At 69.0% G+C, this 13,541-nt stretch carries 14 protein-coding genes and 1 pseudogene; 5 read left to right on the top strand and 10 right to left on the bottom strand.

Going from position 1 to position 13,541, the window contains the following annotated elements; all coding sequences use genetic code 11:
- Positions 1-189: 189 nt before the first annotated feature.
- Positions 190-729, top strand: coding sequence for a peptide deformylase (gene def, locus B7D75_RS19410; RefSeq protein ID WP_053814303.1), 540 nt, complete (start codon positions 190-192; stop codon positions 727-729).
- Positions 730-960: 231 nt separating this feature from the next.
- Here def and B7D75_RS19405 read toward each other — a convergent pair whose 3' ends face one another.
- Positions 961-1,281, bottom strand: a complete 321-nt coding sequence (locus B7D75_RS19405; RefSeq protein ID WP_003157837.1) for a DUF2025 family protein — start codon at positions 1,279-1,281, stop codon at positions 961-963.
- A gap of 230 nt (positions 1,282-1,511) precedes the next feature.
- Here B7D75_RS19405 and dgt point away from each other — a divergent pair, with 230 nt between their 5' ends.
- Positions 1,512-3,008, top strand: coding sequence for a dGTPase (gene dgt / locus B7D75_RS19395; RefSeq protein WP_034079513.1), 1,497 nt, complete (start codon positions 1,512-1,514; stop codon positions 3,006-3,008).
- A gap of 13 nt (positions 3,009-3,021) precedes the next feature.
- Positions 3,022-3,774 (top strand): SIR2 family NAD-dependent protein deacylase, encoded by a 753-nt coding sequence (locus B7D75_RS19390; protein WP_107114340.1) that lies wholly within the window; start codon positions 3,022-3,024, stop codon positions 3,772-3,774.
- Between the two features lie 3 nt (positions 3,775-3,777).
- Here the strand turns inward: B7D75_RS19390 and B7D75_RS19385 are convergent, their stop codons facing one another.
- Positions 3,778-4,365, bottom strand: a complete 588-nt coding sequence (locus B7D75_RS19385) for a DUF4234 domain-containing protein (protein WP_033998764.1) — start codon at positions 4,363-4,365, stop codon at positions 3,778-3,780.
- Positions 4,366-4,457: 92 nt separating this feature from the next.
- Entirely contained in the window at positions 4,458-5,447 is a 990-nt protein-coding gene (locus tag B7D75_RS19380; protein WP_012076694.1) for an aldo/keto reductase, read from the bottom strand.
- A 174-nt stretch (positions 5,448-5,621) separates the two neighbouring features.
- On the opposite strand from B7D75_RS19380, the gene B7D75_RS19375 reads away from it, so the two are divergent.
- Positions 5,622-6,533, top strand: a complete 912-nt coding sequence (locus B7D75_RS19375; RefSeq protein ID WP_003152736.1) for a LysR family transcriptional regulator — start codon at positions 5,622-5,624, stop codon at positions 6,531-6,533.
- A 91-nt stretch (positions 6,534-6,624) separates the two neighbouring features.
- Here B7D75_RS19375 and B7D75_RS19370 read toward each other — a convergent pair whose 3' ends face one another.
- Positions 6,625-7,038 carry a thiol-disulfide oxidoreductase DCC family protein gene (locus tag B7D75_RS19370; protein ID WP_034079518.1) on the bottom strand — a complete coding sequence of 138 codons (414 nt, stop codon included), beginning with the start codon at positions 7,036-7,038 and terminating at the stop codon, positions 6,625-6,627.
- A gap of 298 nt (positions 7,039-7,336) precedes the next feature.
- Positions 7,337-7,483 (bottom strand): annotated as a pseudogene (locus B7D75_RS19365) (glyoxalase III HchA); the annotation flags it as partial.
- 142 nt (positions 7,484-7,625) lie between these two features.
- On the opposite strand from B7D75_RS19365, the gene B7D75_RS19360 reads away from it, so the two are divergent.
- A complete protein-coding gene (locus tag B7D75_RS19360) occupies positions 7,626-8,474 on the top strand; it encodes a CAP domain-containing protein (RefSeq protein WP_107114339.1) in 849 nt (282 codons plus the stop codon).
- Between the two features lie 103 nt (positions 8,475-8,577).
- Here the strand turns inward: B7D75_RS19360 and B7D75_RS19355 are convergent, their stop codons facing one another.
- The 5 genes from B7D75_RS19355 to B7D75_RS19335 all read right to left on the bottom strand — a co-directional run bounded on the left by B7D75_RS19355 (position 8,578) and on the right by B7D75_RS19335 (position 13,422).
- A complete protein-coding gene (locus B7D75_RS19355) occupies positions 8,578-9,414 on the bottom strand; it encodes a bifunctional allantoicase/(S)-ureidoglycine aminohydrolase (protein ID WP_003086528.1) in 837 nt (278 codons plus the stop codon).
- A 134-nt stretch (positions 9,415-9,548) separates the two neighbouring features.
- Complete coding sequence (locus tag B7D75_RS19350; protein WP_053814299.1) at positions 9,549-10,451, bottom strand: LysR substrate-binding domain-containing protein; 903 nt, start codon at positions 10,449-10,451, stop codon at positions 9,549-9,551.
- Between the two features lie 113 nt (positions 10,452-10,564).
- Entirely contained in the window at positions 10,565-11,281 is a 717-nt protein-coding gene (locus B7D75_RS19345; protein ID WP_003152740.1) for a UTRA domain-containing protein, read from the bottom strand.
- A gap of 80 nt (positions 11,282-11,361) precedes the next feature.
- Positions 11,362-12,015, bottom strand: a complete 654-nt coding sequence (locus tag B7D75_RS19340) for an HAD family hydrolase (protein WP_107114338.1) — start codon at positions 12,013-12,015, stop codon at positions 11,362-11,364.
- 69 nt (positions 12,016-12,084) lie between these two features.
- Positions 12,085-13,422, bottom strand: a complete 1,338-nt coding sequence (locus B7D75_RS19335; RefSeq protein ID WP_107114337.1) for an MFS transporter — start codon at positions 13,420-13,422, stop codon at positions 12,085-12,087.
- Positions 13,423-13,541 lie beyond the last annotated feature (119 nt).

The following is a 13,541-nucleotide window of genomic DNA, read 5'->3' as shown; positions in this document are numbered from 1 at the left end:
AGGCACGGCGGCACAACTGGCCAGTGTAGCGTCATGTGCGGCGAATATTACCGGATGCGCGGGGAAAGAAACCGGCTCGGCGTCAATTCAATGGCGCAATCGAGGCGAAGGTGAAGGGCCTGGCGCCTTGTCCTGTCTGGTTTTCTGGCGGAGCATGTAGGAAGATTCTGATTTTATCTGGGGTGTGGAATGATCCGGGAAATCCTGAAGATGGGCGACGAGCGCCTGCTGCGCATCGCGCCGCCGGTACCCGCCGAGTCGTTCGGCAGCCAGGAGTTGCAGCGGCTGATCGACGACATGTTCGAAACCATGCGCCATGTCGGCGGCGTGGGCCTGGCCGCGCCGCAGATCGGCGTCGACCTGCAGCTGGTGATCTTCGGCTTCGAGCGCAGCGAGCGCTATCCGGACGCCCCGGCGGTACCGCCGACCATCCTGCTGAATCCGCGCATCACGGCGCTGGACGACGAGATTGAGGAAGGCTGGGAAGGCTGCCTGTCGGTGCCCGGCTTGCGCGGCATGGTCCCGCGCCACCGGCGCATCCGCTACCAGGGCGTCGATCCGCAGGGGAAACCCATCGACCGCAGCGTCGAGGGCTTCCATGCGCGGGTGGTGCAACACGAGTGCGACCACCTGATCGGCCGCCTGTATCCCTCGCGGATCACCGACTTCGGCAAGTTCGGCTTCACCGAGGTACTGTTCCCCGGGCTGGATTCCGCCGCCGACGACTGAGCGCCCGCCGCTCCGGTTCAGCCCTGTGCCGGCGCGCCGGGCAGGGCTCGCGGTGCGCTTTTCTTCACGCGCTGCGCCAGGCGCTCCGCAGCGGCTTCCTGCGGATTTCCTTCTTCGCGTTCATTGCCTTGCTCATGGCGCCAGCTCCCGCGCAGCGCCTGCGCGACCGACCGCTGAGCAGCGGTGGAGGCCTTCAGCAGGGTGCGCGGCGCGGGCGGTGAGCGGTGGCGCTCAGCGCAACTGCCGCTGCGCGGTGATTTCCGGCAGGTCCTGGCGGCGCAGGTAGACCAGCAGCGGTTCGCCGATGTTCAGCCGTTCGTTGATGTTCTGTTCCAGCAGGATCTGCAGTTGCTCGCGGCCCAGGCGCATGACGTCGTCGCGCACCGAGCTCCAGACGAACTCGCTGGTGGGCGTGATGCTGTCGTCGGGTACGTCCATGCCGAAGGAGTCTTCGCTGAAACGCACGATATAGCGGCCGGTCTTGCGGTTGAAACCGACGAAGCCCTTGAGAGCGTCGGCGGCCTGGCAGATGTCGGTGGATGAGATACTCATGCGGAACCTCCCTGAACGTTCCTGTTTCCACGGGTGCACGCATTGCCGGCGGCGCCCCCGTTCTGCGGCGGGGATCGCTCGGGCCGAGCGGGGTATTCTGCCAGTTGCCGCGGCGCGTGGAAGGTGGCGCACCGCGAACGGTAGTGGGACGGATTGTCGCGACCTTGGTTAAACCGCCGCCACGCGCTAGGCTCGGGGTTCGCAGCCGACCGAGTGGAGAACAGCGCCAGATGCCAGGGACCGTGGATTTCAAGCAACGGATATCCCGTCAGCGTCCGCATGACCGGGAGTCGTTCGGACATGCCGGCGAGGACGATCTGCAGGAGATCGTCTACCAGCTGGAAAGCGACCGCGGGCGGATCATCAACTCCGCCGCGGTGCGCCGCCTGCAGCAGAAGACCCAGGTCTTCCCGCTGGAGCGCAATGCCGCGGTGCGCAGCCGCCTGACCCACTCGCTGGAAGTGCAGCAGACCGGGCGCTTCATTGTCCGCACGCTGTTCGCCCAGCTCGGCCCGGGCGCCGCCGAGGTCGGCCTGGACGGGCTCGAGGGCGCGCTGGAGAGCCTGGTGGAGATGGCCTGCCTGATGCATGACATCGGCAACCCGCCGTTCGGCCATTTCGGCGAGTTCGCCATCAACGACTGGTTCGAGCGCAACCTCGACGGCCTGTTCCAGCGGCGCGTACCGCCGGGCCAGGGCGATGCGCCGCTGCAGCAGCGCATGCTCACCGACCTCAAGCATTTCGAGGGCAACGCCCAGGCCATCCGCCTGGTGGTCAAGCTGCTGCGCCTGAACCTTACCTACACGCAGACCGCCGGCCTGCTCAAGTACGTGCGCCCGGCCCATGAGCCGAGGCCGGACAAGGCGGCGCCGAACCACTACCTGAACAAGAAGCCGGGCTTCTATCTGTCCGAGGAGGCCTTCGTCGGCGACTTGCGCCAGGCTCTCGGCATGCGCCCGGGCACGCGCCACCCGGTGGCCTACATCATGGAGGCGGCCGACGACATCTCCTACTGCCTGGCGGATATCGAAGACTCGGTGGAAAAGGGCATCCTCGGCATCGGCCAGTTGGCCGACCTGCTGGTGGACAAGTTCGCCGTCCACCAGTCGCCGGATGCGCCGGTACCTGGCGACCGCGAGGGCATGAGCTTCCGCCGGATGGTCGCCTATTCGCTGGAAAAGGCCGAGCAGGAGCCGATCAACAAGGTCAGCGAGTTCTTCATCCGCCTGCGGGTGAAGATGATCCATCCGCTGGTCCGGCATGCCGCCCGGCAGTTCATCGACAACCTCGAGGCGGTGCACGCCGGCACCCTCGGGCGGGCGCTGGTGGAGGACGGCAGCCTGCCGCATGCCATCGTCCAGACGTTCAAGGATGTGGCCATGGAACGGGTGTTCTGCCATCCGGAGGTGGAAACCCTGGAACTGCAGGGCTACCGGATCATCCAGGGCCTGCTGGATTTCTACGCGCCGCTGCTGCGCCTGCCGGCGGAGGATTTCCAGGCCCTCGCCGAGGGCCGCCAGGCGGCCACCCCGCACCCGCAACTGCTGGTGCGGCGGCTGCCGAGCCAGCAGATCAAGGCCTACCTGGAAGCCATGAAGAGCCTGGACGGCGCCGCGCCGCGGCAGCAGTGGGAGTTCTATTACCGCTGCCGCATGCTGCAGGATTTCGTCAGCGGCATGACCGACCAGCACGCCCAGGACGAATACCGCGCGTTGTCCGCGCTGTAGAGGAGGGACGCCGATGCGCTACGCCGCCGGGCTGCTCGCCGGGGCCCGCCGCCTGGTGGTCTTCACTGGCGCCGGGGTTTCCGCGGAAAGCGGGATACCCACGTTCCGCGACGCCCTCGACGGTCTCTGGGCGCGCTACGATCCGGCGGCCCTGGCCACGCCAGCCGCCTTCGCCGACGATCCGGCGCTGGTCTGGGGCTGGTACGAATGGCGGCGCCAGAAGGTGCTGCGCGCCCAGCCGAATCCGGCGCACCGGGCGATCGCCGCGCTCGCCGACCGGGTCGCCGATACCCGGCTGGTCACCCAGAACGTCGACGACCTGCACGAGCGCGCCGGCAGTCGCGAGGTCCTGCACCTCCACGGCAGCTTGCACGCGCCGCGCTGCGCCGGCTGCGCCATGGCCTACCGGGGGCCCCTGGCGGAAGCGGCGGAGCCGGAGGCGGGACGGCGGATCGAACCGCCGCGTTGCCGGGCCTGCGGCGGGCCGGTGCGTCCGGGGGTGGTCTGGTTCGGCGAGGCGCTGCCCGAGACGGCCCTGCGCGAGGCCTTCGCCGCCGCCGGCGAATGCGACCTGCTGCTCAGCGTCGGCACCTCCGGCATGGTGCAGCCGGCGGCGCGGATACCGGCGCTGGCGCTGGAGCGCGGTGCCAGCGTGGTGCACGTGAACCCGCAACCGGTGCGCACCGGCCATCCGCGCGAACGCTGCCTCGTCGGGACGGCCGGCGAGGTCCTGCCCGCCTTGCTGCGCATGGCGTTTCCCGGCTGAGGCTCAGCCCTGGTCCAGGCCGAGGAGGATCACCGCGGAACCGGCCAGGATCAATAGCCAGTAGAGCGTGCCGAGGACGATGAACAGCAGGTTGTAGCCCGAATAGCCGGCGTTGCGCGCGCCCTGCGGGTCGCCGCTGGCGAGGTTGGCCTGGCGCTGGATGTTGCGTATCGGGATCAGCGGCGTGAGCAGCAGCAGGAGCGATGGCAGCGAGTAGGGCTGCAGCGCCGGGATGACGTCGGTGAGGTGACTGATCATGTTTGCCGCGACCGTCAGCAGCACCGCCCAGGTCGCGTCGTGATCCGGGCTCCACGGCGCCTGCCGTTCTCCCGGCAGGGCCCGGTGGATCCGCCGCGCCAGGGCGTGGAAGAAGAAGATGCCGAAGATCGCCCGCCACACCGGGCTGATCCGTTGCTCCATCTGCGGCTGCTGGGCCTTCCAGTGCTTGTACATCCAATACACCGCGTACAACCCCAGGGTGACGAGGAAAAGCACGCTCATCTTGCCCAGCGAGGTGACGAAGAAATGCGCCTGGGTCGCGGGGCGGTCCTCGACCAGAGGCGCTTGCGGAGTCTTGTAGACGTTTTCCATAACCTGTTCCGGTAGTCCGTGGAAGTCCGCCATTGTGCCTTCCGCCAGCGTGCCGGGCCAGCGGCCGGGGCGCCGCCACCCCGGCCGGATGCTCAGGCCTCGCGGCTGGGCGGCGCCATGAACTCGGGGCCGACCGGATCGTGGATGGTCTCGGCGAGGATCCGCTCGATGCGCGCCATGGCCTCGTCGTCCAGGCGCCAGCCGAAGGCGTCGGCGATGCCGTTCAACTGCTCCGGCTTGCGCGCCCCCCACAGCGCCACGGTCGGGCCGCGGTCGAGGATCCAGCGGATGGCCAGGGCCAGCACCGACTTGCCATAGCGCTCGCGAGCCAGTTCCTCCAGTTGCGCGACCGCCGCCAGGTACTGGCCGAAGCGCGGCTGGCGGAACTTCGGGTCGGACTTGCGCAGGTCGTCGCCGTCGAAACGGGTATCGGCGCTCATCCGCCCGGAGAGCAGGCCGCGGCATAGCGCGCCGTAGGCCAGCACGACCAGGCCGTGGCGCTCGGCATAGGGCAGCACGTCGGCGTCGATGGCGCGCTCGAACAGGTTGTAGGGCGGCTGCACGCTGGCCAGCGGGGCGAAGCGGCGGAAGCCGTCCATCTGCTCCGGCGAGTAGTTGCTCACGCCGATGGCGAGGATCTTGCCGTCGCGGCGCAGGCGCTCCAGTTCGCCAGCGGTTTCCTCGTGGGGCACCAGCGGGTCCGGCCAGTGGATCTGGTACAGGTCGATGCGGTCGGTGTTCAGGCGCCGCAGGGAGTCCTCGACCTCCTGGCGGATACGCGCGGCCGTGGCGTTGCGGTGGATGCCCGCGTCGTTCCACTGCAGCGCCGCCTTGGTGGCGATCACCGCCCTGTCGCGCAGGCCTTGCAGGGCCTTGCCGACGACCTCTTCGGAATGGCCGAAGCCATACACCGGCGCGGTGTCGATCAGGTTGATGCCGGATTCCACCGCGCGGCGGATGGTCCGCACCGAGGTCGCGTCGTCCGCGCCGCCCCACATCCAGCCGCCGATGGCCCAGGTGCCCAGGCCGACGCGCGAGACCGGCGTGTCGATGCCCGCGATGCGAATGGTTTCAACGCTCATGGAAGTTCTCCTGCTGGTCGGGAAAGGCTCGCCGGCAAGGCGCCGGCGCGAGTGGCCTGCGTGGCAGTCGACGAATCGGCCGTACGGGCCACCAGGGAACGATTACCCTAGCTCACCCGGGATTGAATGTGGCTCAATGCTGCATTGACCCCGAGAACTGCCAGGAGCCCCGGAATGCCGGCCTTCACCCGTGCCGAACTCGCCGACCTGAATGTCTTCATGACTATCGTCCGGCGCCGCAGCTTCCGTCATTCGGCCCAGGAACTGGGGGTCAGCACCTCGGCGCTGAGCCACAGCATGCGCAACCTCGAGGCGCGGCTCGGGGTGAAACTGCTCAACCGCACCAGTCGCTCGGTGGTGCCGACCGATGCCGGCAGCGCGCTGGCGGCCAAGCTGGAGGATGGCTTCCAGGTGATCGGCGAGGCCCTCGGCGAACTCGACGCCTATCGCACCTCGCCGGTGGGCCGGCTGCGCCTGAACGTGCCGCGCGACGCCTCGCGGCTGCTGGTGGGGCCGGTGCTGAGGCGCTTCACCGAGGCCTATCCGGACCTGCAGCTGGAGCTGTCGGTGGAGGACCGCATGGTCGACATCGTCGCCGATGGCTACGATGCCGGGATCCGCTACGGCGGGACGGTACCGCAGGACATGGTCGCGGTGCCGCTGACCGGGGAATTGCGCTGGGTGGTGGCCGCGGCGCCCGACTACCTGGCGCGGCACGGCGTGCCCGAGCGGCCGGACGACCTGCTGCGGCATGCCTGCATCCGCATGCGCCTGGGCGACAACTCGTTCTACAAGTGGGAACTGGGCGACGGCGAGCGGATGGTCGCGGTCGACGTGCCCGGCCCGCTCAGCGTCAACGAGAGCAACGCGGCGGTCGCCGCGGCGCTGGATGGTGTCGGCCTGGCCTATTGCCTGGAGGTGGGGATCGCCGAGGAACTGCGCAGCGACCGCCTGCGCCTGGTACTGCCGGAATGGACCTCGATGGGCGCGCCGTTCTGCCTCTATTATCCGAGCCGGCGCCAGCCGCAGCCGGGCTTGCGCCAGCTGATGGAAATGATCCGCGGCGACTGGCTGGGCCGCGCCTGAAAAGGAAAACCGCCCGTCGCGTGCTCACCTGGGCCCGGCAGCCACGCTCGGGCGGTGCGTGGCAGAGGGAACATGCCGCTGCGGCGAGGCGTCAGGCCCGGCGGGTCCGCCAGGAGCGTCGGCGCGGGGCCGGATGCTGGCGGCCGAACCAGTGCCAGCGGTTGCGCCGCAGCGCCTCGTGACATTCGTCGCGCAGCCAGGCCGGCAGCAGGCGCAGCCAGCGCAGATGGCGCCAGGGCCCCGGTAGTAGGCGCAGGACTTCCAGGAGGGCGTCGCTGTCGTCGCAGGCATAGGCGCCATCGATGAACAGCCAGGTGTCGAAATGCCCGGGTGCCAGGCCGAACCATTCGAGGATCGCCCGGCCCTCGGTGGACTGGGCGGCGCACAGTTTCAGGCGGGCGTCCGCGCGACGTGCCAGGAAGCTGCTCCAGAGGCCGCAGAAACGGCAGTGTTCGTCGTAGAGCACGAGCTTGTCGCCGGGCTGGAGGTACGGCGGCAGTGACATGAGGTTCTCCCCTGGTTCGGCTGTTCTTGCGAAGCCTTCGCACGGTAGCGGCCGGCTGCTGGAGCGGCTAGTGGGCGTGCTGTCAGAGTTTTCTTTCTGTGCAGTCATCGATTCGTCTTTCACCGGCCGGCGCCCGGCGATGGCCGATTCCTTTCCTGGAAGACGATGCTGCGCGCGGGTGGTTTAAGTTCGATGACGCCGGGACGAACGGGAGCGTTCCCCGGCGCGCGTGGCGGGGAACGCTGGGGGGATCAGCGGGAGACCGCTTCGAGGAGGGGCTCGGCGGCCAGCTTACCGACACCAGCCATGGCAGCGGGCCGGGCATGTAGCCGATCTCCAGGTTGGCGCCGGTGTCCAGTGCGTCGGGGAACACGCAGATCTCGTAGCCCTTGAACGGCTGGTCCTCGGGTTTCCCGTCTACTGCCGGCGCCAGCAGGCAGGCCGGGGTCCGCGCGGTGATCGAGCGGCTGGTGGAGGCGTTCACCGACGCGCCGGCCTGAGCCTGCAACGCCGGCGGCGGATTCCGGTCGAATGCGGCGCGCCGCGGAATCGCGCATCATGGCGGCCACCAGACCGAGGAGATTTCCATGGCAATCCCAAGCATCCCGCCCCTGTCCGTATTCGCGCTCGGGCTGGCGCTGGCCACGGCCGCCAGCGCCGCCGACGAGGCGCAACTGGTCGAGGCGATCAACGCCTACCGTAGCCAGCCGCAGAGCTGTGCCGGACAGGCCAGCGGCGAGTTGCCGCCGTTGTCCGCCGACCCGCGCCTGGCGCTGCCGGTGAATGCCTCCGGCGACCTGCAGCAGGCCATGGCGCGGGCGTCCTACCCGATGGTCAACGTGCAGTCGATCAGCCTCTCCGGCCCGCGCGACGCCGGCGCGGCGATGAAGGCCCTGGAGGAAAGCTTCTGCCGCGTGGTGCTCGACCCGCAATTCGTCGACATCGGCGTCAGCCGCCAGGACCGCGACTGGCGCATCGTCCTGGCGCGGCCGCTGCTCAGCGGCGGCATGGGCGACTGGCAGGCGGAAGGGCAGAAGCTGATGGAGCGGATCAACGTGGCACGCGGGCAGGCGCGCCAGTGCGGCGGCAAGTCCTACGCCGCGGCGCCGCCGCTGGCCTGGAACGCCACCCTCGGCGGTGCCGCCGAGGCGCATGCGCGGGCGATGGCCAACGACAACTTCTTCGACCATCTCGACCGCGACGGCCGCACGCCTGGCGACCGTGCCGAACTGGCCGGCTACGGCGGCGGGCTGATCGGCGAAAACATCGCCGCCGGCCAGGATGGCGTGGCCAAGGTGGTCGACGGCTGGCTGGCCAGCCCCGGCCATTGCGCCAACCTGATGAACCCCGGCTACCGCGAGCTGGGCGCGGGCTATGCCACCGATCCGAAGAGCGACGCGGGTATCTACTGGACGGCCATGTTCGGCGCGCCGTAACGGCGTCGGCGGCGGGCACGCCGCGCGGCCCGGACGGGCGGCGAAAATGAAAGAACCCGGCGAGCGTTCGCCGGGTTCTTCAGGTTCGGGCTAGCCGTTCTCCTCAATGCGGCGCATTGAGGGTCAGGCGCATGTGCCGGTTGACGTCCTTGTACAACAGGTAGCGGAAGCGACCCGGGCCGCCGGAATAGCAGGCCTGCGGGCAGAAGGCGCGCAGCCACATGAAGTCGCCGGCTTCCACCTCTACCCAGTCCTGGTTCAGGCGGTACACCGCCTTGCCTTCCAGCACGTACAGGCCGTGCTCCATCACATGGGTCTCGGCGAAGGGGATCACGCCGCCCGGCTCGAAGTTGACGATGTTGACGTGCATGTCGTGGCGCATGTCGCTCATGTCGACGAAGCGCGTGGTGCTCCAGCGGCCCTCGGTGTCCGGCATCACCAGCGGCTGGATGTCCTGCTCGTTGGTGACGAAGGCTTCCGGCAGCGGTACGCCGTCGACCTTCTGGTAGTGCTTGCGGATCCAGTGGAAGCGGGTGTGCTGGCCGGTGGTGTTGCGCACCTTGTAGTCGGCGCCCGGCGGGATGAAGGCGTAGCCGCCCGGCTGCATGGCATGGACCTGGCCCTGCAGGGTCAGGCTCAGCTCGCCTTCCACCACGAACAGCACGGCCTCGGCGTTGGGATCCTGTTCCGGCTTGTCGCTGCCGCCGTTGGGCGCCAGTTCGACGATGTACTGCGAGAAGGTCTCGGCGAAGCCGGACAGCGGGCGGGCGATCACCCACATGCGCATGTTGTCCCAGAAGGGCAGGTGGCTGGTGACGATATCGCGCATCACGCCCTTGGGAATCACGGCGTAGGCTTCGGTGAACATCGCCCGGTCGGTGAGCAGCTCGGTCTGTGCCGGGTGCCCGCCGTGCGGCGCGTAGTAGCTGGACTTGGACATGGAGCGTTTCCTCGTTGTTGTCTTGCTGCCGACGCGCGCCGCCGGATGAAGCGGGCTGGGCACGAGCCGTTGCTGACGGCAACGATATCCAGCGCCCCTCGCATGCACAAATTAAATGTTGGAATCTACCGTATTCATTTATCGAATGCGGGCCGGCCACGCGTATCTTCCGCCAGCACCCGCGATAGCACGCGTGCCAGCGCCTTCACCATCGGGTCCGCCGCCGGCCGGTGCAGCAGCGCCACTTCGAACACGTCCACCGCCGGTAGCCCGGCGTTCTTCGGCAGCACCGCATGGCCTGCGCTCACCGCGCGCAGCGGCAGCAGGCCGATGCCCATGCCATCGGCGATGGCCGATTGCAGGCCGCTGAGGCTGGAACTGGTGAAGCTGATGTGCCAGCGCCGGCCGACTGCCTCCAGCGCGGCGATCATCTCGTCGCGATAGACCCCGCGCGGTGGGAAGGTGACGATCGGCAGCGGATCGAGGTCGATGCAGGGGTTCCTGGCGCTGTCCACCCAGCGCGTCTTTTCCGGCCAGCAGGCCAGCGCCTCGCGGCTGGCGCGGCGCTGCTTGAGCAGTACCAGGTCGAGTTCGCCGCGGTCGTAGCTGGCGCTGAGGTCGCGGCTCATGCCGCTGGTGACCTCCAGCTTGACCTGCGGGTAGCGCCGGTTGAACGCCGCCAGTTGCTCGGTGGTGCGGCCGGCGGCGAAGTCGTCCGGTACGCCGATGCGTACCGTCAGCGCCACGGTGGCGCCGGACAGCGCCTCGGCCAGCTCGTCGTTCAGCGCCAGCAGGCGGCGGGCGTAGCCGAGCAAGGTATCGCCGGCATCGGTCGGCAGCACGTCGCGGTTGCCGCGTTCGAGCAGGCGGTGCCCGGCCAGTTCTTCCAGGCGCCGGACCTTCTGGCTGACGGTCGACTGGGTCGAGTGCAGGCGCGCGGCGGCGGTGGTGAAGCTGCCGCAGTCGGCCACCGTGACGATGGCGCGGAGCAGGTCGAGGTCGAACAGGCGGCTATTCGGTTTTTCACTGTCGCTCATGGCGATATCGCGTTTTCGAATGACCACCCGCTTTTAGCAGGTCGCCGCGGTCCGTCGCAATCCTCGGCGCCGGCGCGACGCGTTCCGGCCAACCGTGGGGAGGGCGGTAGGCGCTACTCGGGCACCTCGACGTTGACCTGCAGCGCGTCGTGGCGCCAGTACTCCAGGTCGCAGTCGATCAGGCGTCCCGACTGGTCGCGGTTGACCCGCACGATCCGCAGCGCCGGGCTGCCCACCGAGACCCGCAGCGGCCCGGCGGCCTCCGCCGGGAGGATGGTCGGGAGCATCTCGAAGCGCACCCGGCCGTAGCGGATGCCGTAGTGGTTGGCGTAGAGATCGGTCAGCGAGCGGGTCAGGTCGAAGCGCTCGATGCCGGGAAAGTAGGCGGGATTCAGGTAGTGCTCGACGTAGAGCACCAGCCGCCCGTCGACCCGCCGCGCCCGGCGGATCTGGAATACCCGCGACAGCGCCGGCAGCTCCAGGCGCTGGCAGATGTCGACGCTGGCCGGGATCATCGCCGCGCCGAGCACCTCGGTCTCCGGCACCCGGCCCTGGTCGGCGACCATCGCGTGGAAGTGGCTGCGCACCAGCGGGTTGTACAGCAACCGTTGCGGCGAGACGAACCAGCCACGGCGTTCCTCGCGGTAGATCAGGCCCTGGTCCTCCAATTGGCCGAGGGCCTCGCGCAGGGTGATGCGGGTGGTCGAGAACAATTCGCTCAGTTGCCGCTCGCTGGGCAGCTTGCTGCCGCGCGCGAGCAGGCCGCGCTCGATCTGCTCGCGCAGGGACTGGTAGATCACCGTCAGGGGGCGGGACGGCTCGTCGCGCATATCGGCGCTTCTCCGCTGGGGCTTCGGGGGCTACAGGGTAATGCTTCCGGGCCGCCGGCGGTATAGCGCGGCGCGCCTTCTCAGCGCCACTCCAGCACCGGCCAGCCGGCCTCGCGGGCGTGGCCGAGCAGCGCCGGGTCGGGGTTCACCGTGTGCGGCCGGTCGACCCGCGAGAGCAGCGGCAGGTCGTTGCGCGAGTCGGAATAGAAGGTCGCGCCGGCCAGCGTCTCGTCCTCCTGGGCCAGCCAGGCGTCGAGGCGCCGGACCTTGCCCTCGCGGTAGGTGAGGGTGCCGCGGGTGCGCCCGGTGTAGAGACCGTCGCGCTCCTCGATGTCGATCGCCAGCACCTCGTCCACCCCCAGCCGGCGGCCGATGGCGCTGACCAGGAAGTGCGCCGAGGCGGAGATGATCAGCAGGCGGTCGCCAGCCTGGCGGTGGCGTTCCAGACAGCGCACGGCGTCGGCGTGGATGCGCGGCGCGATGATCCGCGCGACGAAATCCTCGACGGCGCTGGCGATCTCCGCCGGGGTACGTCCGGCGATGGGCGCCAGGCTGAAGTCCATGTAGTCCTCCATGGCCAGCCGACCCTCGGCGTAGAGTTCCATGAGGCGGCGTTCCTGGTGCAGGAACGCGGTCTTCTCGACCCAGCCCAGTTCGGTCATGTAGCGCCCCCAGAGGGTCGCGCAGTCACCGTCGATCAGGGTGTCGTCGAGGTCGAAGAGAGCGAGTGGCATAGGCAGTTCCTTGTTCGCTGATGGTTGGCCCGGCGCGCCTGGCGGCCGGGCGGGTGAGTGGGGAAAGCTTCAACGCGCCTTGCCGGCCGCCAGCAGCGGCGCGCCGGCGATGCTCGCCGCCGGCTCGGCCTGGCGCGCGCCCGGCCGGCTGTTCCAGAACGGCACCAGCAGCAGGCTGGCGAGCAGCGCGGTGGCGGTGAACACGAAGAACACCGTGAGGGTATCGAAGTAGCCCGGCAGCAGGCCGCCGAGGATCGCCCCGATCGAGCCGCAGCCGTTGACGAAGCCGGTGGCGGTGCCGGCCGCCTCGCTGGTGCCGAAGTCGATGGCGGCGGCGCCGCTGATCATCGAGTCCGGCCCGTAGAGGGTGATGCCCATCATGAACAGCAGGCCGACCACCAGGTACAGGCTGCCGCTCTGCATCGCCGGCACGAACAGCGCCAGGCACACGGTCAGCGCCGCCAGGCTGAGCACGCAGGCCGGCATGCGGCGGGCGCCGAACAGCTTGTCCGAGGCCAGGCCGATGAGGATCGGCCCGGCCAGCCCGGCGACCTCGAAGGCCGAGGGCACGATGGCCGAGGCGACCTTGCCGATCTCCGGCATGCGTTCGTAGATGATCACCGGGCCCCAGAGCAGGATCGCGTAGCGCGCCGGCTTGAGCAGGAAGTAGGCGATGCCGAGGACCAGCACGTGGGGATTCCTCAGCGCCTTCAGCAGGGCGCCGGAATGGCTTGGCCGGGGCGCGTTGGCGGGGTGCGCGGCCTCGGCCTCCACGGGCGGCAGGCCGACGTCCTGCGGACGGTTGCGCTGGAGGAAGAAGAACAGCACGGCCACCGCCAGCACCACTCCCGCCGAGGACAGGAAGGCCATGCGCCAGTCGTGCGTCAGCTGGTAGGCGCACCAGCCGGCGAAGGGCGTCGCCACCAGCCCGCCGAAGGCGTAGCAGGTACTCCACAGGCCGAGCACGCGGCCGCGCTCGTAGGTGGCGAAGAAGGCGCCGATGTTCTTGCACAGCCCCGACCAGCCGGTGGACTGCGCCAGGCCCTGGACCACCATGCAGGCGGCGAAGATCGGCAGGGTGGCGAAGGTACCCATCGCCAGCGCCGCCAGCGCCGAGGTGAGCAAACCGCCGAGCACCACCACGCGGGTGCCGAAGCGGTCGGCGAACACCCCCCACATGAACTGGCCCACGGCGTAGGCGGCCAGGTAGAGGGCATCGAGATCGGCCATGGCGCTCTTGTCGAGTTCGAAGGAGGGGTCTTCGGCGATGCCGAGCTTGGCCACCGAGAAGGCCTTGCGGGTGAAGTAGAAGGCGGCGTAGGCCAGCCAGGTGATGACGAAGATCTGGATGCGCCAGCGCTGGAGCGATTGCCAGCCACGGTGCAGGGTACCGTTGTGGTTGTTCATGTGGGTCCCTATGGGTCTAGACAGTGCGGGGAGGTTTGTTCTTGTTGTGCTGCTGCAAAGCTGTCCGGATGCATGGTCTAGGCCAGATGCCTTTGACCATGACTTTTTTCACGCAAGGT

Origin of the sequence: Pseudomonas paraeruginosa (assembly GCF_003025345.2) — a bacterium.
GTDB lineage: Bacteria > Pseudomonadota > Gammaproteobacteria > Pseudomonadales > Pseudomonadaceae > Pseudomonas > Pseudomonas paraeruginosa.
This window is presented reverse-complemented; position numbering and strand designations above follow the sequence as displayed.

Coding starts and splice junctions, on each gene's coding strand:
- B7D75_RS19380 (WP_012076694.1), bottom strand. CDS start 5,447: ATGAGCGTTGAAACCATTCGCATCGCGGGCATCGACACGCCGGTCTCG.
- B7D75_RS19360 (WP_107114339.1), top strand. CDS start 7,626: ATGGCAATCCCAAGCATCCCGCCCCTGTCCGTATTCGCGCTCGGGCTG.
- B7D75_RS19355 (WP_003086528.1), bottom strand. CDS start 9,414: ATGTCCAAGTCCAGCTACTACGCGCCGCACGGCGGGCACCCGGCACAG.
- B7D75_RS19340 (WP_107114338.1), bottom strand. CDS start 12,015: ATGCCACTCGCTCTCTTCGACCTCGACGACACCCTGATCGACGGTGAC.
- B7D75_RS19390 (WP_107114340.1), top strand. CDS start 3,022: ATGCGCTACGCCGCCGGGCTGCTCGCCGGGGCCCGCCGCCTGGTGGTC.
- B7D75_RS19385 (WP_033998764.1), bottom strand. CDS start 4,365: ATGGAAAACGTCTACAAGACTCCGCAAGCGCCTCTGGTCGAGGACCGC.
- B7D75_RS19335 (WP_107114337.1), bottom strand. CDS start 13,422: ATGAACAACCACAACGGTACCCTGCACCGTGGCTGGCAATCGCTCCAG.
- B7D75_RS19345 (WP_003152740.1), bottom strand. CDS start 11,281: ATGCGCGACGAGCCGTCCCGCCCCCTGACGGTGATCTACCAGTCCCTG.
- B7D75_RS19375 (WP_003152736.1), top strand. CDS start 5,622: ATGCCGGCCTTCACCCGTGCCGAACTCGCCGACCTGAATGTCTTCATG.
- B7D75_RS19350 (WP_053814299.1), bottom strand. CDS start 10,451: ATGAGCGACAGTGAAAAACCGAATAGCCGCCTGTTCGACCTCGACCTG.
- B7D75_RS19405 (WP_003157837.1), bottom strand. CDS start 1,281: ATGAGTATCTCATCCACCGACATCTGCCAGGCCGCCGACGCTCTCAAG.
- B7D75_RS19370 (WP_034079518.1), bottom strand. CDS start 7,038: ATGTCACTGCCGCCGTACCTCCAGCCCGGCGACAAGCTCGTGCTCTAC.
- dgt (WP_034079513.1), top strand. CDS start 1,512: ATGCCAGGGACCGTGGATTTCAAGCAACGGATATCCCGTCAGCGTCCG.
- def (WP_053814303.1), top strand. CDS start 190: ATGATCCGGGAAATCCTGAAGATGGGCGACGAGCGCCTGCTGCGCATC.